This window comes from Paenibacillus sp. TC-CSREp1, from assembly GCF_050171015.1.
Lineage (GTDB): Bacteria > Bacillota > Bacilli > Paenibacillales > Paenibacillaceae > Paenibacillus > Paenibacillus silvae.
Window position 1 is genome coordinate 178,787 of record NZ_JBNOKM010000007.1, and the last position, 25,071, is coordinate 203,857.

Below are 25,071 nucleotides of genomic sequence, written 5' to 3' on the forward strand. Positions count from 1 at the left end.
CATGAGAACGGCTGCTCAACCATCTGTACGCGTTTGATTCCAGGGAAGCAGTCGTTTCTCCGTGAACACAACCAGCTCATAGAGAACGATGCCAAGCACTGCTGCGATGACGATGCAAGCCCAGGCCAGAGGCATGTTAGCCAGTCGAATCTGATCGGAGAGCAAATAACCCAATCCTTGTGAGGCGATAAAGAACTCTCCGACAATCGCTCCGATAATGCTGGTCGACATGTTAATTTTCAATCCCGCAAAGAAAGAAGGCATGGCATGAGGCAGCCTGAGTTTCCAAAAAAATTGCTTGCGGCTCGCAGCCAGGCTATTCAGCAATTCGCCATACTGCGGCTGGATCGAGGTGAGCCCCTTGAACAGGCTGACCGCCATTGCTGCCATCGTAATAACCGACACCACAGCGATGCGGGACCAGATCCCGTCTCCAAACCAATTGTTCATGATTGGAGCCAGGGCCACAATCGGAACAGCATTGAGCGCAGACAACACAGTGACCGCTGCCCTGCCGCTGTTCGGAAAAAATGACGCTCCTGTGGCAGCCAGCACCCCAAGAAGCGAGCCAATCAGAAAGCCGCCCAGCATCTCGGTTCCACTATAAACGGCATAGCGGAGAAGCATCTCCGCATTGTCGCGAATGGACAACACAATCGCAGAAGGCACAGGAAGCTGATAAGTTTCCAGTGACAGCAGGATGTGAAAGAAGCGCAGCTGCCACAAGGTCAGAAATGCGGCTCCTGCCAGCCAAGGCAGCAAAGTACGGAAGAGGATGCTGAGCTTGATTCCATAGCCTTCTGTACCGTTCCGGGAACTGTCAATAGGAATAGCCGCATTTGCAGCTTGAACCGACTTTATTCTCACGGGATGCATCCTACCCGCTGTGGCTTCAGCAGCTGCTCCGGCGCCGGATGCTGTTCCCTCCTCACCCTTTCGTGGCAGTACAGTGCCTTCACTCATGCCGACCCGCCTCCCGTTGACCTGAATTCAGGCTGCCATGGTGTAAGCCAGCGTTCAATCAGGCTGATCAAAAGATAAGAGATCATGCCAATCCCCATGCTAAGCATGATGGTGGCCCAGAACATACCGACTTGTGCATGACCGTAGTACAGTGAACTGACCATCAGTACGCCGAGCCCGTCCGGCGCGCCCATCAACTCCACGACGATCGAGGAGGTCACCGCGAGCGGTGCTGCAATTTTCAAGCCGGAAAACAGCCCTGGCAGCGCCGAAGGGATCAAACATTTCGTGTAATGTGCAGTCCGTGAGGCACCACTCGCCCGCATGAGCTCCAGATGTTCACGGGAGGCACTCTTTAAACCTTTTAACGTATGGATAATAATCGGGAAAAAAGTGACGTAAGCCGCCATCAGAATACGCGCCCAGGCAGCGTTATGAATAATGCCATAAACAATCGGCGCCAGTCCGATGACCGGGATCATCTGCGAAGATACAACATAAGGGGACAGTGTGCGCTCTAACCAGCCAGCAGCACTCATGAGCAGGGCCAGAAGCAGACCCAGTAACGCTCCTCCAGCGAAGCCAAGAGCCGCATTTCCAAAGGTTACGGCGCCCTGTTCTGCCAGCGTGCCGGAATATCGAATAAACGCCTCAATGACCTGATGAAGATACGGCAGACGGGAAGCAGCCTGCTGAGGAGACATGAACAAATGTAATACCCAGGCTATGCCTTCCCAAAATATAAAAAAAGAACTGATCCAGATCATCACCCAGACACGATAGCCTGGTTTACCCAAACGAAGAAACATTGGATGGATCACGCTCCCCCTGAAAACAGTTGCGAATCGTTGTGATCATCTGATAAAAGGCTTCCGTCTCCCTCAACTCGCTCTGTCGTTCGGCAGGCAGATGCACGTGATGGATGGAATGCACTTGGCCCGGATGGGCAGAGAGAACAATAATGCGGTCGGATAAAAAAATTGCTTCGGGGATGCTATGGGTAACAAAGAGGAAGGTCTTGCCGGTAGAGCGTTTGATCTCCAACAGCTCCAGCTGCAGCTTTTCCTTTGTGAACTCATCGAGGGCCGAGAAAGGTTCATCCATCAGCAGCAGCGGCGGATCAAGGGCAAGCGCACGTGCGATGGATACACGCTGCTGCATGCCGCCACTAAGCTGCCATGGGTAATGATCCGCGAATCGGGTCAGCCCGACCATTTCCAGCAGTTCACCGCTAATGCGGCGGCACTCCTTCCGCGGGGTACCCAGAAGTTCCATGGGCAGTTCTACATTATGGCGCACGGTACGCCAATCGAAGAGAGCCGGAGTCTGGAAAACGATGCCGAATTGCCTTTGCATTCTTGCTCGCTTCGGCTCCTGCCCTGCAAGTCGAATGCTTCCGGTTGTTGGCTGAAGCAGATCGGCCACTAATCGGAGCAGCGTTGATTTGCCGCAGCCCGAAGGCCCTAATAAAGAGACAAATTCATTGGAATGCACATGAAACGTCACATCGGATAAGGCCGTCACTTGCTGACTCCCGCTGCCAAATACAACAGAGACATGATCTACATCTATGAGCTTGTTTGCGGACGGAATGACGGCTTGGTGGATGGGAGCTGGAGATTGAGCGGTCATAGGCATTCTCCTTTGCTGTATGAGAAGTATTGATGCAATTCAGGAGCAAGTGGCAGGTTAACCTACACGAAAGTAACAGACTTTAGCTTGTTAGGTACTACTATATCGTGTTGGGCGAAAAATACATTATACAAACTGTTTGGAAAATAGGCTGATCCATGTGACATACTGTAAAACGAGCGGGATACTGATCCAATTTGCTGTACATCTACTGTAATGTGATATAACAGAAATCTTCCATATGTCAGACATAGCTTCGTTACCTTCTCCCTCTGTAATCGGCGTATATTCATTTGTATTAATTGATCAAATATTCGGAAAATTTGACATAACCCCTCGTAATCACATGTGATTTCATGTATAACGTTGGATATAGACAGAGAATAGGTCGTAAGCAAGCGTCGGTACTGTTGTAATACCAAGCCTCAATTAAGTTTGAAATCATTGATAACAAAGCTGTTCAAAGGCTGTTCAAATCCAGATATCGGGGTGGTCATGATGTTTGATTGGCTGGGATGGAAAAAAGGATTGCCGCTGTGGTGGTCTTATCGGTTGAATGCACACCGTACACATGATGTGGAGCAGATTTTTGAAGGAATTGCCGAAACCAGAAGGCAGTTAATGATGGATTGGGCGAGTGATCAGTGGAACCATCTGGACCGCTTGCTGCATCAGATGGAATCGGTCAGACCCCAGGACGTGAAGCAAGGATCGCCACAGGAAGAGAAGTTGAAAAGTTTGTTTAAAGCGAGTTATGCCCGATCACAGGATAGCACTGAATTGTTTATACTAAACGAGCAGCATCAGGTCATATTTTCTACATATCAGAAACATATTGGACAACGTTACACCACTCATGAAAATGCGTCTTTCGAACGTGGCCTAAACCACGTAATAACAGGTGCACCCGGCCAAAAATGCTTGTATGGCCCTTATGCTGATCCACTTACACTGGAGATTGGGCCACGCTCGTCCACATTCCATGATGCGATTACACTGATGTTCATTGCTCCGATTGTTCATCAAGGTAAGTATGCAGGAGCTTTGTGCAGCCGTATTCCCGGTGATGTGCTTGGTGATCTCATTCAGCGTGAGTCAGGACATATCTACCCGGACTCTGGCGATAACTATCTGTTTATGGCTGAATCTGTCTTGCGGCCTGAACTGCAGCCAGGGACAGCCTTGTCCCGAAGCCGCTTCGAGGATCGAACGTTTACCCATGGTGAAAATCTGAAGGATGGCGTAACGACCGACTGGGGCATCGTGTCTGTGCAGGCACATACAGAGCTTGAATTAATGTTCACCGATCCGTCCACGGGACAATTACATCCTGGCGTATCGAATACGATTCAGAACGGCTCCAATCTCTTTACTGCTTATCCTGGCTATTCGGATTATCGCCATATTCCCGTTATAGGTAAAGGCATCACCTTTCAACTTCCGCACTGCCCGGATCGCTGGGGCATGATGTGCGAAGGAGACCTGGAGGAAGTGTACCGCATTCGCAGTATCGGGTGGCGACAATCAAAACAGCATGGCATTTATATTATTCTCTCGGCAATTCTTGCAGCTGCCTTGATTTTTGCTCTGACAGGCAGCCGCTGGAGTGCAGCTGCGATTGCCGGTTTTAATGTTATATTTGGCTTCTTTGGCGCATGGCAGCTTCATCGCAAACAATACAACCGCGTGCACGAAGACCTGGGACGCCTGAGCCAATTCATCCGCATTAATGCAGAGGGCAAGGGGGATCTGACACAGCGTTTGGACACGAATTCCTTTGCCCAGGACGAATCCGGCGAGCTGGCTAAATGGATCAATAACATGATTGATTCGCTCGAAAGCATCATGCTCAAAGTCCAGCGGGCAACGGAGGATGTCATGGATAATCAGTATCTGATGCGCACTTCCACCGAGACAACGCAGGTGACCACAGATCGTGTAAATCTCAAGCTTGGCTCCATGATTCAAGCCATCCGTACCCAATTGCAGGATCTGGATCAAGCGAAGCAAGCCGCAGACCATATGCGACTGACGCTGCAGCAGCTGGAGATGTCGGCTAATGAACAGATCGGCGTGGCCAGACAGGAAGTGGATCGCATCGGTGACAAAATGATTCAAATCTCCGGCGCGGTATCCGATACCAACCAGACGATTCTGTCTTTTCTCGGCACCATGAAGGAAATCTATCGCGCTTTGGCGGTCATTGATGAAATATCTGCACAGACAAATCTGCTTGCATTGAATGCAACGATTGAGGCTGCTCGTGTGGGAGAGCATGGTCGCGGCTTCTCCGTCGTCGCCGATGAGATTCGCAAGCTGGCGGACGTCTCCCGCTCTTCCACAGAGGATATACATCACATACTGGATCGAATCTCGGTTGCGGCAAGTGCAGCTTCCAAGCAAATTACCGAGGGAGATCAAGTGCTTGCGGAAGGCACCAGTCTCGTTCAGGCAGCCTCCGAGCTTCTCCAGAAAGCCACAGCCGAAGAAGCAGAGCGTACACAAGTGGTGGATCAGGTCGTATTTCTAATGGAGAATATTGCTGCGATCAGTCACCAGAATCGGGCTACCTCCGCCGAGGTGGAAGCCGAGATGATGGCGTTGATTCGGGATATGATGAAAGTGCAGCAGTCCTCTCATGATGTGGAGGCGATCACCCTCTTCCTGCAGCAAGTGGTTGGACAGTTCCAGCTGAACCAGCCTGCCTGAATTGCTGTCACCGGACGTCATCATTGACGCGGATTGGAGAAATAGCTAAAATTTGATGCAACTGTTGCTTTCGTAATTGTCGTATCATTTATTATAGAAGATATCCAATCTGAACGTTGAAAGGGTGGTCTGCATGGAACTGCTTCAGGATTCATTTGGCCGAATACATGACTACATCCGTATTTCCGTTACGGACCGCTGCAATCTGCGCTGCGTTTACTGCATGCCCGCGGAAGGCATGGAGTTTGCTCCACATGATGAAATTATGAGTTATGAAGAGATTGCGGAAGTGCTGAAAGTACTCGCCCCCATGGGCATGCGCAAGGTTCGGCTCACCGGCGGGGAGCCGCTGGTGCGTAAAGACCTTCACAAACTTGTCGGCATGATCTCCGCGATCGACGGCATTGAAGATATTGCTCTGACGACCAATGCGCTGCTGCTGGACAAACAGGCACAAGCGTTGAAGGATGCAGGCTTGAATCGTATCAATATCAGTCTCGACTCGCTGCATGCCGACCGCTTCTCCATGATTACACGTGGTGGAGATGTGAATAAGGTGTTAAAAGGCATTGAAGCAGCTACGGCCGTCGGACTTGCACCGATCAAGCTGAATGTCGTGCTTATGAAGGGCATTAATGATGATGAGATCAAGGATTTCATCGCCATGACGATAGATCAGCCGCTACATGTGCGATTTATTGAATACATGCCCATCGGACACGCCTCTGATTCCTGGCGCAAATCATATTTGCCGCTGGAAGCAGTAACCGATGTGTGCGCAGAAGCTGGCTGGACGGTGGAGAGCACCGAAGGCCCTGCCGGGAACGGCCCATCTCGCAACATGAGAATCAAGGGCTCCCAAGGTACTTTTGGCCTGATCCATCCGGTAAGTGATCATTTCTGTGACAACTGCAACCGGCTGCGGCTGACCGCAGATGGACATATCAAAGCCTGCCTCTACTGGTCGGATGAGTATAATGTTCGCCGCTTCGTCGATGATCCCGATGCCATGGCGGCACTCTTCCTCAAAGCGCTGGGTACGAAACCGAAGAATCATGAGATGGCCCTCGCTCTGGAACAAAAAATGCAATCTCATACGCCGACTGTACGGCGTATGTCACAGATCGGCGGTTAAAAGAAAGAATGGTTCTCTTTATTTGAACGGTAGAACTGTCAGCTGTCCCCCACCAACAGCTCGAACGGCTACTTCAAAAGCATAGGAAACAGACTAAAACAGACGAGAATACCACGTTCCCGTCTGTTTTTTTGGCGTTTCTCCCCTTTTAAGGTCAGATATTGCTTGCTCTCTATGATCAGACATCGATGCACTGCTGCACTAGGATTCAAACGTTTTCAAAAAATATAGTAGACATTATGGTCTGATGGAGTCTAAAATTCAATAATCGTTCTGACGATGTATTATATACGCCCATATGATAAATACACATACACTATAGGAGCTGACCTTATTGAACATCGTAGAAGCACTCGTTGCAGCAAGTCCTTATTTCAAAATCATGTTAAAGGAACACGATATCATGATTGCCGTAACCGACACCGAGAAGTTCTGGTATTACGTTCCCAGCAACGAGCTTGATCTTGGCATCAAAGCTGGAGACCCGATCTCCCTTGAAGACCCTACCCTGCGCCGTGCATTAGTGAACGGTGAAACTTCGGCCAATCGAATTGATGCCAAATTTTACGGTACAGCGATCAATTCGGCGGCCACGCCGCTGTATGATGATCATGGAAAGATTGCAGGCACGCTTGCTATTGGATTTTCTCTTCAGAATGAAGAAAAGCTGGAGTACTTTACCGAACTGATTACCGGCATCAGCGGCAGACTATCCGATATGGTGCAGACTGTAGCTGCACAGGCCGAGCAGTTAACGGCATCATCCACACAGATTCTGGACAATACTCGTGTAGCTGTGCAAAATTCGGGCGAGGTTAACAAAGTCGCCGGATTTATTCGCGAGATTTCAGAACAGACGAATCTGCTCGGTCTGAATGCTGCAATTGAAGCTGCACGAGCTGGCGAGGCAGGGGCAGGATTCGGTGTCGTTGCATCCGAGGTACGCAAACTATCTACTGGAACCAAGGAAGCTACAGTCAACATCGAACGTTCACTTAAAGATGTTCAGACCTCCATTCGGCAGATGGAACAGGAGATTACCTCTATAGCCCAGTCCAGTAATGAACAGGCCGAGCTGGTAACCGAGTTCAGTGAAGCCATTGATCATCTGAATGAAGTGAGCCGTGACCTTAAACGGTTCATTGAATCCATGCTTCTGAAAGCGGAATAAATCCAGCTACCTGTCCGTCTATGAAGCAAAGAGCTTCCAGCACATCATCAGCGCGAGTCCAACCATAATCAGCGCGGATAAACGGTTCAGTGCGTGGCGAACCCGTCCAGTGTGATCATTGCTGCCAACCAGCCTGCCCGCACCTGCAAGTCCCAGAAACCATACCCAGGATACAGCTGCTGTTGTTAAGGCAAAACAGACACGTTCCATCCCTTTATACTGAAGTGAGCTGGTGCCAATCACAGCCACTGTATCCAGCAACGCATGAGGGTTGAGCAGGGAAACCGAAGCAGCAAATGTAATTTGACGCAATGCAGACATGGCCTTTGGGGCTTCTTCCCTGGAAGCAGATGACTTCCACAGTCCCCAAGCCATATACAGTAAAAACAGACTGCCTGCCCCGTATAAAGCATTGGTCAGTATGGGCCATTGTACCAAAACAAGGGACAAGCCCCCCACAGCTGCTCCAATCAGCAATGTATCACTAATGCTTGCTGTAACAACAGCAGGCATTGCATGCAGATATTTCTTCTGACTCAACCCTTGATTAAAAATAAATACATTCTGGACACCCAGCGGCAGAATCAGGCCAAAGGCCAGCACCACTGCGTGGATCATGAATTCCATTCTTCCTCATCCCCTTTATCTGTGTCTTCAGAGTAGATGAGACGCAGCCACATGTAACCAGCCACTTGGATGGTAAAGAGCCCAACCAAATGATATAGTGTACGGTACGTAAGACATTGGAGGTGAAACTTCCTGATGGGACGTAGCCCTATGAATCGTTCTTCCAGCATCAGCTGGAAGCCAGACCCTGCACTTGACCTGCCTATGTATCGTCAGATTGAAGCCTATATTCGTCAGAAGATCACCACAGGGGAATGGTCTGCCGGATATCGCCTTCCTTCTCAGCGAACGCTGGCAGCAGCCATGGGAGTAAACCGAAGTACACTGGTGACTGCTCTGGACAATCTTGCCGCGACGGGTATGATTGAAGGCCGTCACGGGGGTGGGACCTATGTCTCCGGTTCTGGCTGGCACAGCCTTGCTCATACATCACTGCCCAATTGGAGTGAAGCTGCACAGGAGGGCTGGTATTACCCGAATCTGCCAGAGATACAGCAGATTAATCAGGCCGAATTCCGTCCTGGCATTATTCGGCTGGGCACGGGCGAGCTTGCACCTGAGCTAATGCCCAGTGCAGCATTCAACGAAATTCTTCAGAACTTGTCCAGCCGTACTCGGACCCTTAATTATATTGAACCTCAAGGCAGCCTCGAGCTTCGCGAGGCCTTGGCCCTGCATTTGCAAACCAGCGGTATTCAGGCCTCGCCGGATTCCATCCTGATCGTATCCGGCTCGCTGCAGGCACTGCATCTGATCTCGGTAGGACTCCTGCCGCGTGGTTCAGCCGTGCTGCTGGAGAAACCCTCGTATCTCTATTCGATTCATGCCTTTCAATCCGCCGGTTTGAAACTGAATGGTATTCCGATGGATGAAGAGGGAATCGATCTCGGGTATCTGGATCGTGCCATCCAGACCGCGAAAAGGGCAAGCGGTGAGAACGGCGATGAATCTTTTCCACTGTTGTACACGATCCCAAGCTTCCACAACCCTACAGGGGGTGTAATGAGCAGAGAGCGCCGGGAACAATTGATGTCACTTGCCCGCATATCCGGCATCTCCATTCTCGAGGATGCCGCTTATCAGGAGCTGTGGCTGGACCATCCTCCCCCGCCCTCGCTCAAAGCAAACGACTTAGAAGGCCGGGTGCTGCATATGGGCACACTCTCCAAAGCAGTCAGCCCCGGACTTCGCCTTGGCTGGCTTGTCGGTCCTGTGCCCGTTATTCGGCGGCTGGCCGATATCAAAATGCAGACGGATTACGGCACCAGTTCACTTGCTCAGGAGGTAGCCGCATCATGGTTTGCTGACGGGCATCATGCAAGCCACATGGAACAACTTCGCCCTGAACTTCGTAAACGCAAAGCGTTCATGCTGACGTTACTGCAGCAGCATTTCCACGACATTGCCGATTGGACAACACCGGAAGGCGGCTTCTATATTTGGCTGCGTTTCACAGCGGAACCGTTATCCATAAGGCGATTATTCCATGACTGTCTGGAGGAAAATGTGCTGATTCACCCGGGTTACCTGTATGACCGGCTTGATACAAAGCATATCCGCCTCTCGTATGCCTATGCTTCCTTAGATGAGATGGAGCGAGGATTAATCCGCCTTGCGCAAGCGGCGCGCAGGCTGCTGCTGAATCAAACTTAAAACAGCCTTGAACTGAAGGAGCATATCCCCGGTTCAAGGCTGTTAGCATACCGTGAGTTACATTGGAATACCAAATATAAGTTCGTTAACCTTTTACCGCACCCTCCGCAATGCCCTCCATAATGAATTTCTGGAAGAACGCGTAGATCAGAATGACTGGAATCGCCGTCAGAACGAGCGAAGAGAGAATTAAAGGCCACTCCTTGTTGTACTCGCCAAACAGCATGTTCGTGGACAGAATTAACGTATATCTGTTTACATCGGTCAGCATGAGCAGCGGCAGCAGGAAATCGTTCCAGATCCACAGGAAGTCCAGAATTGCAATCGTCACGGTGATTGGCAGCAGCAGCGGGAAAATGATCCGGAAGAACGTCTGGAATTCGTTACAGCCATCAATCTGAGCTGATTCTTCCAATTCACGCGGAATGGACTTCACAAACCCGTGATAGAGAAAGATGGCCATATTTACACCAAGTCCGATATAGATCAAAGCCAGTCCGTATGTGCTGCCCTGCACCCCCATGCCCTTCGCTACTCGTGTCAGCGGGATCATGATGGAATGGAAAGGCACCAGCATGGATGCAACAAACATAAAGAAGATCAGGTTGCTTAATCGACCGGAAGTCCGTGACAACTTGTAACCCGCCAGGGAAGCGCAGAATACAATTCCCCCGATGCCCAGAATGGACACAATCGCAGAGTTGAGCGAGCTGCCGAGCAGATTGATTTTGTTAAAAGCATCGGTATAGTTCTCCCAGTGCAGTGTTGTCGGAAGAGCGATGAAGGATTGGAACATCTCGCCCTGTGTCTTGAACGAGTTCACCACAGCCATATAGATCGGCAGCATGGCTACCATGGAGCCAAGGATCAGGAATAGTCGAATCAGAACGTTATTTATCCGCCGCATCCTCATGCTTCCACCTCTTTTCTCTTCATAACGGTGATCTGAATGAGTGTAAAGATGAGAACGATGATAAACAGCACAACTGATTTGGCGCTTGCATAACCATATCTGAAGTTGTTGGAGAAGGCTTCTTCATAAATATTCATCGTGATAACTTGAGTCGCCCGGCCAGGTCCGCCGCCTGTCAAACCATACACCACCTCGAACACTTTAAATGCACCATTCAGCGTCAGGAAGAAACAGATGGTGATGGCATGAGTAATCATAGGCAGTACCACGTTGCGCAGTACTTGAAAAGCATTGGCTCCGTCAATCACGGCAGCCTCCTTGAGGCTTTGTGGCACGCCTTGCAGCGCTGCCAGATAAATGATCATCATGTAGCCCACACCGTTCCAGAGCGACACGATCAGTATCGAGTAGAAGGAAAACTTCGGATCACCGAGCCATTGCTGGTCGAGAAAAGAAACGGCCAGCTTCTCCGCCAGTTGTGGCAGCACCTGTGAAAAGATAAATGTCCACATAAATGCACTGATGATAGTACTGATCATGTTCGGCATGAAGAACAGTGTTCTGAAAAGGCCTTTGCTGCGTGTACGTGTCTCAATGAACACCGCGAGCAGCAGCGCAATGACGTTCTGCAGAACAAGCATAAACACAACATATTTCAGTGTAAACCACAGTGAATTCAGAAAGTCAGGGTCTTCCTTGAACAATTCCACGAAGTTTCCCAGTCCGATAAAGCTGTAGTCACGATTCAACCCGTTCCAGTCGGTCAAGCTGTAGAACATGCCGCTAAAGGTTGGATACAGCAGGAATATTGCATAGATTACAAAGGCTGGCGCTGTAAACGCGAGCAGTGAAAGGTACTTTTTGAACACACTCGTAGCCATAACTTCTCCCCCTTTATACACAGCGGATGAAGGTAACGGGGGAACGAAGATCGTTCAGCCAGCCGTTTCATCTGCCTAGAGACTGCGACGAAATAAAGCACCGCTTGTTTGCCGACAAAGCTCCCGGATACCGCTCGGGGTACCGTGGAGACTTTGTCAACAAATGCGGGTACCGCTTTTCTCACGGGCTCTTACTTGTTGCCGTTCAGGTCTTATTTGTTCACTTTATTGTAGGACTTCCACGCCTTGTCGAGTGCATCAATGACCTGCTGTTGATTCAGCTGTCCAGAGTAGTACCCTTGCAGCGCTTTACCAGACTCATCCTTAACGGCTTGAGGGATCGTTGGATCTTGATAAGCTTTGCCTTCGTTCACATATTTCAGTGCATCGTCTACCCACGGGAAGCTCTTGAAGGTATGCACCTTGGCAACCGGATTGAACTTGAGCGCTTCGTAGAATGCGCTTGAATCCTTGTCATCCAGAATGTAGTTCACGAAATCGAGTGCCACTTCTTTATTTTTACTTGTAGAGGATACAGCCAATGAAGTGGACGTACTCAGGTTGATTTTGGTATCATCCGGGTTGTCATTCAGCGGCATTGGAGCTACACCGAAGTTGATGTCCGGGTTGGACTTCAAAATGGTCTCTGCGTACCAAGGTCCTTGAATCCACATTGCAGCTTTGCCAGTTGCGTAAGCCGCTGCGCCGTCGTCGGCTCCGACTTCAAGCGCTTTGTCCGTTCCGTTGGCATTCACGAGATCAAATACATCGAACAATGCCTTCATATCCGAGAAGGAAGCTTCGTCCTTGTTCATTTTCTCTACGAAATCCTTGTGCTCCGTCTGTGTCAGTGCCCCTACAGTCAGCGGCAGGAACAGCTGCGGAACCCAAGCCTCTTTGTAAGACAGCTCAAACGGTGTGATTCCGGCAGCCTTCAGCTTCTCTACAACCGCTTTCATTTCTGTCAATGTTGTTGGAACCTCAAGTCCTTGCTCCTTGAAAATATCCTTGTTGTACAGATACCCCCATGATAAGGTTTCCAGCGGAACAGCAACGATTTTGCCGCTTGCATCCGTTACGGATGGTTTCACTGAATCGAGAAGTTTATCTACGAAAGGCTGATCCGACAGGTCTTCCAGATATCCGGCTTTGCTGAATGGAGGAATCTCGTTCACCGCATGCAGAGCGAATACGTCCGGTGCGTCATTGGAGGCCAGTCTTGTTTTCAAAATCTGAGGTGCATTATCTGCCGGCGGCATCTCCAGCTGCACATTCACCTCGATATTTTTGTCCGCTTTTTCCTTGGCTTTGAACTGTTCTATATATTTATCATAATGTTCCTTGAGCCTTGGCTGAGCAATGAATACTTTGAGGTTCACTGTGCTGCCTGCTGCAACTTCTTTTTGTTCATTGTCCGTTCCTGCATTCGAGCCACAGCCCGCCAGCAGAACGCTAACCAGTGCCGCACTTACAACGCTTTTCCATACTTTCATCTCTTATGACCTCCCGGTATGACTGGTTTGTCTTTCATAGGCTCATTATATATCGCAAAATGTAAGCGCTTCATTGGACAAAATTAGACTCTTCCATTGGATTATTTTAAACCTTAATTCAATCATAATCCCCCGAATAATCATTCGGGGGATGGATTAAACTCCTTATGCTGACCTTTGCGCATCTCTCCAGGCGACACACCAAAATGCTTTTTGAACACCCGATAAAAATACGAAACATCCTCATATCCTGTCATCTCAGCAATATGTTTGAGCGGAATCTGCTCATCCATCACCCATTCTCTCGCTTTGGTCATTCGAAGCTGCACCACATAATCGGTCACGTTGACGTCATACTCTTTCTTGAATGCTTTGCTCAAATATTCTTTGCTGACAAAGAAGATCTGGGCAAGCTGCTCCAGCGTGATCGTCTCCATGCAGTGCTGCTCCATATACTGCTTCACTTCTTCCAGGTTCAGCCTGTTCTTATATTTACGCTGTGCAATTAATTGCTCCAGTGCTTGCTCATACGCCTTGGTGATCCAATCTACCGTTGCCTGGATGGATGTCAGCGCTGCTGCTGGCGGAATGACTGCCTCCTCCAGCCGATCCGACAGTCCATTGGACACACACAGCTCATTCAACAGATTTTGCAGCTCGTAGGCAACCCGTCCAAGCTGGCGGGGTCTGCGAAGCTCACTTCGCTCCAGCTTCTGCTCTAACTGCTGAAACCATTCGCGCAAGCTCGGCAGATTCAGATCGTTAAAGCGCAGACGTGCCTGCTGCTGGAACAGAGAGAACTCGCCCGCAAAGGAAGCCGGATAGGCTTCCCAGACATCCGGTGCCGAGGCAGCCTTGGTTAGTTCACGCGTGCATTTGGCTAAGGCAGCATTCAGTTCTTCCGGATTTACCGGCTTGAGCAGATAATCTGCTGCACGATACCGCAGCGCATTTTTGGCATAATTAAAATCGTCATATCCGCTCACCACAATAACCTTAATCTCGGGATACTGACTGCTGAGTAGTTGTAACAAGGCTACACCGTCTGCCCCGGGCATGCGCATATCCGTAATAATGAGTTGAGGCTGATGCTCCTTCACCATCTGGATGGCCTGCTCCCCGTCCTCTGCTTCGCCACAAACACTTATGCCCAGCTCGTCCCACTCTCCAAGATTACGCAGAATATCCCGATTCCACGGCTCATCGTCCACCAGCAGCACTTTATATAACTCCTTATTCACAAGGAATCGCCTCCTGTTGTGTTGGGGATACGTACGATCACTCTGGTCCCCTGTCCATATTCACTCTCCATACGAATACCGTAATCCGCTCCAAAATGCATCACCATCCGTGACGCTGCATTCAGCAGCCCAATACTTGTGCCCGAGCTCCAGACCCGATCGGTTTGCCGTTTGATACGCTCCAGTCTGGACTGCATCTCGGTCAGCTTCTCAGGCTCAATCCCCACACCATTATCACAGATTTGAATGGTCACGATACCCTCCGGATCAGCATCGACTTCAATGCCCAATTTCCACTCTCCCTGTTTGTTCTCCAGCCCATGCAGAAATGCATTCTCCACAATAGGCTGCAGCGACAGCTTGGGTATATAACACTCTCGAATCTCTCCGTGAATCTCCAGCTTGTATTCAAGCCGACTCGCAAATCGCTGCTTCTGAATCAGCATATAATGCTCAAGCTGGTCCAGCTCCGATTGCAGCGGCACAAGACCGTCGGGTGCCCGCACGATGTAACGGAACATCTCGCTCAAAGCGCGAATGACCTTATAGCTGTCAGCCGGCTTCTGCGAATAAACCATGCCGCCGATCATCTGCAGTGTATTTTGCAAAAAATGGGGGTGTATCTGGGATTGCAGTGCCTTGAGTTCAGCGGTCTGTTTCTCCAGGTTCATCATATAGTTGTCCCGAATATGTTCCCGGATACGGCTTGCCATGCCGTGCAGGTTTTTCTCCAGCAGGCCAATCTCATCCACCCTGCCGCTGCGCTCCACCTTGCGATCCTTGATGAGCTGGATACCCTTCATGGCGTTCGCCAATCTGACGATCGGTTTGGAGGTACGCCATGCGACCAGTGCTGCCAAAGCGACAGATACCACGGCAGCCATGCCGCCCACAACAAGTCCGTATTTCATCGTTTCCAACGCACTCTCGTTAATGACATGATCCGGTACAATTTTGATCACACGCAGCCCGGACGGCTCAATATCGTGATAAAAAATATATTCCTTGGCTGTACGTATAAAACCGGCATTATGCTTCGTTTCCGCCAGCAGCATCAAAGCCTCATCCGATGGCTGAATCGACGGGTTTGGCTGATATACCGGATGTCCCAGGTTATCTCCGATATATACGGTATAATCACCCCTGCTATCGAGCAGCTCCAGCGTCTGATTGAACTCGGCCCATTTGATCTCCAGACTGATCGCTCCGATCTGGGCCTGATCCTCAAAACGATTCATGCTGCGGGTCATATGAAATTTGGACGAATCCTTAGGATCATTCCTGATGGTAAAATCCCTGTGCTCTGTAAAAAGCTCTTGATATGCTTCCGGGATATCCGTCACTCTCTGAATACGGTAATCCATGGAATTGAAGGTGAACAGCGTGTCCTGCTCCTTCAGGTATAATTCCACCCCGAATACATAATTGCCAGCAGAATAGTATACACTGTTGAGCATATTGAACACGGCCTTCTGTTCATCAAAACGGCTGGAGGCAGGCGCCTCCTGGGTCAGAGCCAGATACTGATGCAGCTCATCGCTAATCTGAATGGAATAAATAATATTATTCATGCGGGTAAACTGCTCTCCCAGATAAACCGAGGCCCAGTTCATGTTCACCCGGTTCGTATCCTTGATCTCGGCTTCCATAGAGGAACGTGCATTCTCGGCAGCGACAGCAGTGATGACGATGACCGGCAGTACAGCAACCAAGGTCATTGTCAGCATCAGTTTATTGCGAATGCTGCGCTTGAAGGGATCGGTCAACCTGCGATATAGTTCTTTAAACACAGTGCATCCACTCCTGAGCTAAAATAACACAAACGCCCCAGCATCAAAGCTGAAGGCGCCATGGTCTTGTTATTCTTTTCGGAAAATAAAAGCAATTTTTAAAATCTATTTATATTAAATAAAGTTTTTACACAGTCCACTCCGATGACAGAATAACCTGGAGAGTAGCTATTATCCCCTAGTTCTGCTCGATAATGCGTACACCCCACCGCTCCAGCTCAAGCTTCTGATCTGCCTCAACCGAATCTCCCGATAACAGCTCCGTCCCTGCTCCGTGCGGATTGTTGAAGGAAACCGCCTCATCCGAATAGTTGAAGTAATAACGGATGGTATGGCCCAGATCATTCACACCTGTCTTCACAATGAGCGGAAAGGCAAGCTCCTGATCCGCTCCCCACACCCCTGCATCCTTCATCACACGCTCCAGCACCTTACGAATGACAGCAGCGCTGGTATAACAGCCGACATATGTCGCCTTGCCTTTGCCATAGCTGTTTTGCGTGATTGCGGCATATTCTCCCCAGTGCGGATGATCATACCACGCGAGCACCTCCGCAGTCGTTGGTGTGATTAGCTCCATCCAGGTATGCACCTGATTATGCTCCTCACCTACGCCAAATGGATCATCCCGCAACGCAACTTGCTTCGGCTCGACAAACAGGTTATAGCTGATACCGCATGCCTCGCTGATCACTCCCGGCTGACGTGTCGAGCGAACCTTGATATGCTCATTGGCAAAACCGCTTTTGAACGAGTAAACGATATGTCCCCCATCCCGCACGAACTGATTTAATTTTTCCAGAAGCGTATCCGAAGCTGCATACAGTGCCGGCACTACGAGCACATCATAACCATCATAACTTTCCACGGAAGGGTCAATGAGGTCACAGCCAATGTTCATTTTATACAGCTCATCATACATCCAGCGCACAACGTCGTTATAATTTTTGTCACTGGTGAAGTTGAAGCCAAACCACTTGATGGACGTCAACGCCTCATTGCTGAACAGCACAGCGACCCGATTCGTCTTCTTCAGGTTGACCAGCTTTGGACTCAGGCGAGCAAAATCCCGGCCAATCGTCTTCGCTTCGTTATAAACCGGATTGGGCTCAAAATCATGGCTCAGCAGACCTTTCCAATACGTCTCAAACGAGTTGTGCAGCGAGTGCCAATGCCAGTAGGCCACCATATTCGCACCAGAAGCCAGATGACTGAATGCCTGTAATCGCAGCTGTCCCGGGTAAGGCACCCAGTGCCAGAATGCCTGCGCTTCGGTCTCCAGGACAAGATAATTGGACTGCTTGGTGGAACGCGCCACATCTCCCCCGAACGAAATTTCAATGCCCGTAAGCTCGTCCTGGGAAGGATGATAAATATCTACACTGGTGATGTCAAAAGGTCGGGATGCCGCAAAATGATCCACATCCCCCTGAATGCCGTACGAATATCCACGCCATTCAAAGTCAAAGTTCTGGGTAACAAACTGTCCTTCCTGTTTGTACTCATTCACAATCCCGACCTGCCATGCCAGAAAGTTTGTGACCAGCTGCCGCTGGAACTTCGCAAACTCCGCTCCAAGGCTGCCGTTAATCGTGCCTACTACGGAAGGGAAGTCCTCCCAGCTGTTAATCCGGTTACTCCAGTAATCCAGTCCAAACTCTTTGTTTAATTCATCCAGTGAACTGAATTTGTTCCGCATATATTTCACAAATTGCAGCTGTACATTGTCCCCCGCCGTGTTGTAATGCTTCGTTTCATTATCTGTCTGATATCCAATCACTGCCGGATGTTTACTCAGCCGAGAGATCAGCTTGCGAATGATTCGCTCTGCATAAAACAGATACGTAGGGTTTGTAATATCCATAATTTGTCTTGCACCATATTTTCCCGGACCCTGCACGGTGGTTGCCAGAACGTCAGGGTGCTCCTTGACCATCCATGTCGGTACCGCATATGTCGGGGTTCCCACAATAACATGAAGACCCGCTGCATGCATGGCATCCAGCACTCGATCCACCGAGGTGAAATCAAATACGCCGTTCTGCGGCTCATGTGTGCTCCAGGTTGATTCCGCAATCCGCACCACATTGATGCCAGCGTCTTTCATCATCTGAATATCCTTGTGCAATCTTTCGTAGGGCATATATTCATCATAGTAGGCTACGCCGTATAATAATTTGTCCATAATGATGTCTCCTTTTCGCTGCTTCAGATTTTCTCTGTCCTCTCTGTTCCTGTGTAAATGAGTTATTCAGCTTATATAACGTTGTTGGTATTAGGTAAGTTGACATATTCCCACCCTTAGTGGTAGCGTTTACATTATTGTTGGTATATGCGTGTTTTCTGTACATTACCTATTCATTACACTGCGAACTGCTTCATGATTAGGAAGTCAGCGTTAAACTGATTATAATGAAGTACATGCATAGTGCCGATGGCACAAGGCGAGTATTTTTTACCCTTTTCCGAGGTGAAATGTTATGGATATCCGTTCGCAGCTTCGAGAAATGCCGTACCACACACTGGCACACTGGCTCCCGATCATTGACTGCAACATCAAATTTTATGGTGCTCACAGCCAAGAGGTTCCTTGCGGGTGGACAATGCCTGAGGAGACACATCCAGGCTTTGAGATTATTCTGATCATCCAGGGTACGCAGGAAAGCGTCATTCACGGATACACGTATATGGTGGAGGAAGGCTCCATCCTGCTTATTCCGCCCGGGTTCAAACATACAAATCGCTGTATGTCTGCAGAGGGCATGACGTATTTTAGCGCACACTTCAATGTAGATGATCCGGTGTTCACCTTAAAGCTAATATCCCAGCGTAGCAGAATCTATCCAGCAGGTACAGGAGATAATATGAAAATACGAGCTGTTCTGGAAAGCTGGATGGGCATGATTAATACGGCGGAGGCGTATTCTTCCACAGATAAATTGCTGATGCAGGCTCGCATGTTTGAGTTGTTTGCGCTGCTCTCTCAAGCGGCAGACCATGCCCCCGAGACTGTTATCTCTGTTGCTTCTGCGCAGGCGCCAGCTCCCACAGCCATGCATTATGCAGGAGCTATCGCCGAGGCGATCAAACAGGCTTTTCACGCACAGCTTCGAATGAGAGACGGCAATGTAGCCTCGGTTAGAGTAGAGCAGATCATTGCTTCGTTTGGCATCAGTCCAGGATATGGCTTGCAGGTATTTCGCAAGGTATTTGGCATTTCACCGCGAGCATACCTGTCGAACCTGAAGCTGCAGGAAGCCAAAATGCTCATCGAGCAGCCTGACCTGTCTCTCGGGGAGATCGCCCTAAAGCTCGGTTATACTCATTTGTCACATTTCAGCAGACAGTTCAAACGCTGGACGGGTCAGAGCCCCCTGCTTTATCGCAATCAGCATGCCGGGCACCTTCATGAACGGGTGTCTCACCCCCCTGAGGACGAGCCATCTGAATTCTGAAGATGAAGGCGTATATGCTGCAATTGCTCCGGGGTATTCATATTGCTCAATTGCAGAGCAGACTGCTGAACTCCCGCTTGCTCCAGTTCATTGGTTTCAACATACTGGCAGCCGATCTCTTCCAGCCAGCGAACCACACGCAGCTGGTCATGAATCAGGCGCTGTTCCAGTTCAGGCAGTATTCTTCTGTGATATGCCCCGGCAAGCGGATGAATTCGGCCCTCTACACGCGGAACAATAGCATTGCTTGCTGGATAATGGGCTGCAAGCCTCTTCATACCATTGAATAATGAGGTTTGCAGTAGCGGCATATCGCAGGCACTGACCAGATTCCATGCTGTATGGGATGCAGCTAACGCCGCATGGAGACCCGCGAGAGGCCCTTTCCCGGGATATTGATCCTGTACAAATTCCAAACCTTCGTGGTGGTCCATGGCTCTGTTTGCGGCTTTGTTTGCACCTTTGTCCGTGGCTCGGTACAACGCTTCGTAAGGACCTGCTGCCACAACAATCCGGGAAACGGCAGGTCTTATTGCTTCCACAATATGTGTCAGTACAGTGGAGCCGTTCAGCTCAAGCAGCGCTTTATGGGTGCCCATTCGGGTGGATTGCCCGCCTGCCAATATAATGCCTGTCCACTGTTCATTTTCATTGATCATAGATAACGGGATCACCTCTTTCCTGCAGGACTAAGGACTATGACTCTTACAATGAGTCAAGCTATGAATAGCATATGAGTCATACCTAACATTCAAGTTATCATTTTCATCAGGAGTTTTCATTACAAGACACACATGAATCTGTTACACCTGCACATGGGCCGGGCCCGGCTTCGTTTGGGTGGATCAATCGATAATGCCTATATTCTATACCGTTGAATCCCCTTTCAACAAATGATACAGTGAACAATATGATTCGATTCGGAAAGGAATGGCTCAATTGGACAGATCTGCACCTGTGAGAGGCACATCCTCGCTGGCCTCACTGAAACTATATAATTTTTTCATCTATGGAGCCATTTCCATCTTCGCCGGATTCCTCGGGCTGTATCTTCAAGAGATTGGCATGACCAAACTGGAGATTGGCAGCCTGATGGCGATTGGTCCGTTTGTCTCTCTGTTTGCCAACCCGTTCTGGGGCTTCTGGAGTGATAAATCGCGTAATATTCGAATCGTGCTGATGATTATGATGGCAGGCACCTTTGTGCTCGCACAAGGGGTATTTTATGCGCCTACATATATGTGGATTTATGTCGCGATGATATTTTTTTATTTTTTCCAAAGTCCATTATTCGCTCAAACCAACAGTCTGATTCTCGGATATATTGACGGCACAGGACAGAAGTTTGGCACCTTCCGGCTCTGGGGTTCACTGGGCTGGGCCTTGACCGCAGTCGCTGCCGGACCGGTCATCGACCGTTATGGCGTAGGCAGTGTGTCTGTTATTTTTGCTTGTATGATTGCTGCTGCGTTTATGTTCTCGGTAGTTCTTCCAAGGCAGCCTGTTGCCTCCGATACGCCGATTGTTACGTTAAGACGATTTGGCAAGGTCATGTTTAATCCGCATTTTATGGCCTTTATCGGTCTTGGTGTGCTCGTCTCGGTCCCGAATGCCATGAACAGCACCTTTATGTCGCTTTATATTGTAGAGATGGGCGGCGACAAGCAGATGGTCGGCTGGGCGATCTTCACATCCTCCATTCTGGAAGTCGGTGTATTCCTGCTGCTGGATCGACTGCTTAAACGCAAAATGAGCTTGCTGCTGGGCTCTCTCATTCTGATCAGCCTGTTGTTTGCTCTGCGGTGGCAGCTTATGGCTCTGGCTTCGAGCCCGATGGAGGTTGTGTTTATTCAGCTCATGCACTCGGTCACCTTTGGTGGTTATTTCTATGTAGGTACGCAGCTGACCATGTTGTTTATTCCACGGCCCTATCGCTCCTCCGGGCAAGCGGTGTACACGATGGCCTGGGGCGGCCTTTCCGGCGTTATTGCCGGCTTCTTCGGCGGGTGGCTCTTCCAGAGCTTCGGGGCCGAGGTGATGTACAACATTGGTGTATTCTTCTCACTCATCGGCGCGTTTGGCTTCGGCATCATGTGGCTTTGGAACCGTCATAACGGATATCAACCTACAGTGCTGACGGAAATGGGCAATATGGATGAGGACAAATAAGCATAGGTTGCAGGGGGGGAAATGCAAGCCAGTCTAACGTTTTATTGCCGCGTTCCGTTAACAAAGCTCCTGCTGTTCACACTAATTATACGGTAACGATCCCCTTTCCCATCGATATCACGCATCAGGTCGGGGGACGAGCTTACTCCACATCGATATCACGCATCAGTTTAGGGACAAGCCTACTCCTTACCGATACCACACACCAGTTTGAGGGAACAGCACACTTAACACCAATTTTATACACCAGTTTGGGGAACAAACCTACTTCTTACCGATACCACTCACCAGTTTGAGGGAACGGCACACTTCTCACCAATTTTATACAACAGTTTGGGGAACAAACCTACTTCTTACCGCTACCACTCACCAGTTTGAGGGAACGGCACACTTCTCACCGATGTTATGCACCAGTTTTTGGGGAACAAGCCTACTTCTTACCGATACCACACACCAGTTTGAGGGAACAGCACACTTCTCACCAATGTTATGCACCAGTCTTTGGGGACTAGCCACTCCACACTAATGCTTCCCACCAGCTCCGCGGCTAACGATTCCCAGAAGCCTTATTTACGTGTTTTTCAGCCGTTTCACATTCTAACGATTCCCACAGAGCTTATCTCCCCACACACTCACGAAAAATGCTTGAAAATCCTACTTTTTGAGGAAATAAGCTTCCTACGAATCGTTAGAATTCCGAAAAGCTAAAAAACTGGGGAATAGCGTTCCCTGGATTCGTTAGAATATTTTTGCATAGAAAATGATGGGGCCTCCGGCGTGCTGACGTAGCTGGTTGTTTGTATAGTCACTTAGCTGTATAGGTTGATGATTGTACAGTCACTTTTGCTGTGTAGGTGGTGGTTGTACATTTGCTTGATTGCAGTAGTTTGTTGTTTGTGTTGTTTGTATAGTTGTCGCTTCGTTGTTAATTAGTTGGCATATAGACTTGGTTGATGGTGATCGTTAAGGACGGTGGACACTGAGAGGTTTGTTCAGCATGAATGGGTTACTCTAAAAGCTAACGAGACGAGATATGTGACAGCAGCCAGCTAATACGTGATTTTGGAGCTTACTGGATCGTTATAAGGAGATGATGGAGGCTAGACTGCAGCAACGCTTTAAGATGGCGAAAATTAACGACTACTCGAAGGTTGAACTAGTGTGGTCACGAGATAGACAGCCAAATAAACAGGTTGAAAGCCAGGTTGCTTTTGACAAAATATCAATGAAAAAAGGGCGTCCCGTCATGATGATGACAATGGAACGCCCCATTTTTATATGCTGCCAAAGAACCTTCTACAGCTTACGCAGTTTATGCTTCTAATACTTATACCGGGTTATGCCACTTACACTTTTAACACGCTTCTACGCTCTGTTCCATCTTCTTCCTAGCCTTCAGCTGCCCCTGTCCTATGCCTTTGGCAATTGGAACGAGCTTTTCAGCGATACGACCCGGTTGAATACCGGGCGGCCTGGCTCGGAGTGCTTTGGATCAACACTGAAGTAACCGTGACGAAAAAACTGGAACTTGTCCTGTGGTTTCGCTTCTTTCATCTCTTGCTCCACGAAGCCGTGAACGATCTCCAGAGAGTTCGGGTTCAGCTGATCCAGGAACGTTTTCTCCGGCTGCTCGACAGTCTCTGCCCCAGTGCCAGTCACATCCGCCTCAATCTCAGCCCCTGCTACAGCAGCTACTACTTCGGCCTCCGCTTCTGCTTCTGGTGCTTCTGCCGAAATCAACGGCTCGTACAGACGGAACTCCGCTGGCACGGCTTGAGTCGCTTCTACCCAGTGGATCGTACCTTTCACTTTGCGGCCCGTAAAGCCACTGCCACTCTTCGTTTCGACATCGTATGTGCAATGAATCTCAACGACATTACCGTCCGCATCCTTGATCACGTCATTACATTTAATGAAGTAGGCATGTTTCAAACGCACTTCGTTGCCCGGGAACAAACGGAAGTATTTGTTCGGCGGATTTTCCATAAAGTCGTCTTGTTCAATATAAATCTCGCGGGAGAACGGAATTTGACGGCTGCCCATCTCCGGATTTTCCACGTTATTCTCGGCTTCCAGCCATTCCACTTGTCCCTCAGGGTAGTTGGTGATGACCACTTTGAGCGGGTGCAGCACAGCCATCGTACGTGGAGCTTTCAGCTTCAGATCCTCACGAACAAAGTGCTCCAGCGTTTGCAGATCAATGACACCATAGTTTTTGGAAATGCCTGTTTCGTATACAAAATCACGAATCGCTTCCGGTGTGTACCCCCGGCGACGCAAACCCGAGATCGTTGGCATGCGCGGATCATCCCAGCCATCGACATGGCCTTCATCCACAAGCAGCTTCAGCTTGCGCTTGCTCGTAACCATCTGGGACAGGTTCAGGCGGCCGAATTCGTATTGACGCGGCTGACTTTCCATCTCACACTCAGCGATAACCCAATCATAGAACGGGCGTTGATCCTCAAACTCCAGGGAACACAGGGAATGGGTTACACCTTCAATGGCATCTTCGAGCGGGTGTGCATAAGCATACATCGGATAGATGCACCACTTGTCACCCGTGTTATGGTGATGTGCGTGAGAGATACGGTAGATCACCGGATCACGCAGGTTGATGTTAGGCGAAGCCATATCAATCTTGGCACGCAGCACTCTCTCTCCGTTCTTGAACTCGCCTGCACGCATGCGTGTAAACAGGTCGAGATTCTCTTCCACCGAACGCTCGCGGTACGGGCTGTTCTTGCCCGGCTCTGTCAGCGTTCCACGCATTTGACGAATTTCGTCAGCGCTTTGGTCGTCGACGTAGGCTTTACCTTTTTGAATAAGCAGAACCGCACGGTTGTACATCTCATCGAAATAATCCGAAGCAAAACGTTTCTCGTTCCACTCGTATCCGAGCCATTTCACGTCTTCCTGGATGGAATTCACGTACTCCACGTCTTCCTTCACCGGGTTCGTGTCATCAAAGCGCAGATTTGTCTTGCCGCCGAACTCGCCGCCCAGCGTAAAGTTGATCCAGATCGCCTTCGCATGACCAATATGCAGATAACCGTTCGGTTCCGGTGGAAAACGGGTAATAACTTCCTGAACTTTGCCCGACCGGAGGTCTTCGGTAATGATATTTTTAATAAAGTTAGGTGGGGTTGTGAAACGATTGTCCACGGGTATCAAACCTTTCATGAATGGATTGGAGCTTGCAAATAAAACAGCAATTCCGGGTGAAATTCCTTAATGAC

General features: G+C 49.4%; 18 protein-coding genes. 6 read left to right on the forward strand and 12 right to left on the reverse strand.

Annotated features, from left to right (window positions below):
* Nucleotides 1-15: 15 nt before the first annotated feature.
* Genes ACQSGY_RS12545 through ACQSGY_RS12555 form a run of 3 tightly spaced genes read right to left on the reverse strand, consistent with a single transcriptional unit; the run spans nt 16 to nt 2,595 of the window.
* The gene (locus tag ACQSGY_RS12545) at nt 16-963 is read right to left on the reverse strand and encodes an ABC transporter permease (protein WP_427052113.1); all 948 of its coding nucleotides are present in this window, start codon (nt 961-963) and stop codon (nt 16-18) included.
* Nucleotides 960-1,772: an ABC transporter permease gene (locus tag ACQSGY_RS12550; protein ID WP_427052114.1), complete on the reverse strand. Its 813-nt coding sequence runs from the start codon at nt 1,770-1,772 to the stop codon at nt 960-962. Before ACQSGY_RS12550 ends, ACQSGY_RS12545 begins: the two co-directional genes overlap by 4 nt.
* A complete protein-coding gene (locus ACQSGY_RS12555; RefSeq protein WP_427052115.1) occupies nt 1,753-2,595 on the reverse strand; it encodes an ABC transporter ATP-binding protein in 843 nt (280 codons plus the stop codon). The genes ACQSGY_RS12550 and ACQSGY_RS12555 overlap by 20 nt, the downstream gene beginning before the upstream one ends.
* A gap of 495 nt (nt 2,596-3,090) precedes the next feature.
* Between ACQSGY_RS12555 and ACQSGY_RS12560 the strand changes: the two genes are divergently transcribed.
* From ACQSGY_RS12560 to ACQSGY_RS12570, 3 genes are all read left to right on the forward strand, one after another.
* A complete protein-coding gene (locus tag ACQSGY_RS12560) occupies nt 3,091-5,304 on the forward strand; it encodes a methyl-accepting chemotaxis protein (protein ID WP_427052116.1) in 2,214 nt (737 codons plus the stop codon).
* Nucleotides 5,305-5,437: 133 nt separating this feature from the next.
* Nucleotides 5,438-6,439: a GTP 3',8-cyclase MoaA gene (gene moaA / locus ACQSGY_RS12565; protein ID WP_427052117.1), complete on the forward strand. Its 1,002-nt coding sequence runs from the start codon at nt 5,438-5,440 to the stop codon at nt 6,437-6,439.
* A 334-nt stretch (nt 6,440-6,773) separates the two neighbouring features.
* Nucleotides 6,774-7,610: a methyl-accepting chemotaxis protein gene (locus ACQSGY_RS12570; RefSeq protein WP_427052118.1), complete on the forward strand. Its 837-nt coding sequence runs from the start codon at nt 6,774-6,776 to the stop codon at nt 7,608-7,610.
* 18 nt (nt 7,611-7,628) lie between these two features.
* On the opposite strand, the gene ACQSGY_RS12575 is transcribed toward ACQSGY_RS12570, so the two are convergent.
* Entirely contained in the window at nt 7,629-8,237 is a 609-nt protein-coding gene (locus ACQSGY_RS12575) for a LysE/ArgO family amino acid transporter (protein WP_427052119.1), read from the reverse strand.
* A gap of 135 nt (nt 8,238-8,372) precedes the next feature.
* Here ACQSGY_RS12575 and ACQSGY_RS12580 point away from each other — a divergent pair, with 135 nt between their 5' ends.
* Nucleotides 8,373-9,890, forward strand: a complete 1,518-nt coding sequence (locus tag ACQSGY_RS12580; protein ID WP_427052120.1) for a PLP-dependent aminotransferase family protein — start codon at nt 8,373-8,375, stop codon at nt 9,888-9,890.
* Between the two features lie 85 nt (nt 9,891-9,975).
* Here the strand turns inward: ACQSGY_RS12580 and ACQSGY_RS12585 are convergent, their stop codons facing one another.
* The 6 genes from ACQSGY_RS12585 to ACQSGY_RS12610 form a co-directional block, all read right to left on the reverse strand.
* Nucleotides 9,976-10,803 carry a carbohydrate ABC transporter permease gene (locus ACQSGY_RS12585; RefSeq protein ID WP_145404466.1) on the reverse strand — a complete coding sequence of 276 codons (828 nt, stop codon included), beginning with the start codon at nt 10,801-10,803 and terminating at the stop codon, nt 9,976-9,978.
* Nucleotides 10,800-11,684 (reverse strand): carbohydrate ABC transporter permease, encoded by an 885-nt coding sequence (locus tag ACQSGY_RS12590; protein WP_111269020.1) that lies wholly within the window; start codon nt 11,682-11,684, stop codon nt 10,800-10,802. Before ACQSGY_RS12590 ends, ACQSGY_RS12585 begins: the two co-directional genes overlap by 4 nt.
* A gap of 212 nt (nt 11,685-11,896) precedes the next feature.
* Nucleotides 11,897-13,177: an ABC transporter substrate-binding protein gene (locus ACQSGY_RS12595; RefSeq protein ID WP_111269019.1), complete on the reverse strand. Its 1,281-nt coding sequence runs from the start codon at nt 13,175-13,177 to the stop codon at nt 11,897-11,899.
* Between the two features lie 140 nt (nt 13,178-13,317).
* Complete coding sequence (locus ACQSGY_RS12600) at nt 13,318-14,418, reverse strand: response regulator transcription factor (RefSeq protein ID WP_427052121.1); 1,101 nt, start codon at nt 14,416-14,418, stop codon at nt 13,318-13,320.
* Nucleotides 14,415-16,208: a sensor histidine kinase gene (locus ACQSGY_RS12605; protein WP_427052122.1), complete on the reverse strand. Its 1,794-nt coding sequence runs from the start codon at nt 16,206-16,208 to the stop codon at nt 14,415-14,417. The genes ACQSGY_RS12600 and ACQSGY_RS12605 overlap by 4 nt, the downstream gene beginning before the upstream one ends.
* A gap of 178 nt (nt 16,209-16,386) precedes the next feature.
* Nucleotides 16,387-18,393, reverse strand: coding sequence for a beta-galactosidase (locus ACQSGY_RS12610; RefSeq protein ID WP_427052123.1), 2,007 nt, complete (start codon nt 18,391-18,393; stop codon nt 16,387-16,389).
* 295 nt (nt 18,394-18,688) lie between these two features.
* On the opposite strand from ACQSGY_RS12610, the gene ACQSGY_RS12615 reads away from it, so the two are divergent.
* The gene (locus ACQSGY_RS12615; RefSeq protein ID WP_427052124.1) at nt 18,689-19,663 is read left to right on the forward strand and encodes an AraC family transcriptional regulator; all 975 of its coding nucleotides are present in this window, start codon (nt 18,689-18,691) and stop codon (nt 19,661-19,663) included.
* Here the strand turns inward: ACQSGY_RS12615 and mobA are convergent.
* Nucleotides 19,630-20,322, reverse strand: coding sequence for a molybdenum cofactor guanylyltransferase (gene mobA, locus ACQSGY_RS12620; protein ID WP_427052125.1), 693 nt, complete (start codon nt 20,320-20,322; stop codon nt 19,630-19,632). The genes ACQSGY_RS12615 and mobA overlap by 34 nt on opposite strands.
* A gap of 271 nt (nt 20,323-20,593) precedes the next feature.
* On the opposite strand from mobA, the gene ACQSGY_RS12625 reads away from it, so the two are divergent.
* Nucleotides 20,594-21,832: an MFS transporter gene (locus ACQSGY_RS12625; protein WP_427052126.1), complete on the forward strand. Its 1,239-nt coding sequence runs from the start codon at nt 20,594-20,596 to the stop codon at nt 21,830-21,832.
* A 1,410-nt stretch (nt 21,833-23,242) separates the two neighbouring features.
* Here the strand turns inward: ACQSGY_RS12625 and ACQSGY_RS12630 are convergent.
* The gene (locus tag ACQSGY_RS12630) at nt 23,243-25,015 is read right to left on the reverse strand and encodes a glutamine--tRNA ligase/YqeY domain fusion protein (RefSeq protein ID WP_427052127.1); all 1,773 of its coding nucleotides are present in this window, start codon (nt 25,013-25,015) and stop codon (nt 23,243-23,245) included.
* Nucleotides 25,016-25,071: the final 56 nt, after the last annotated feature.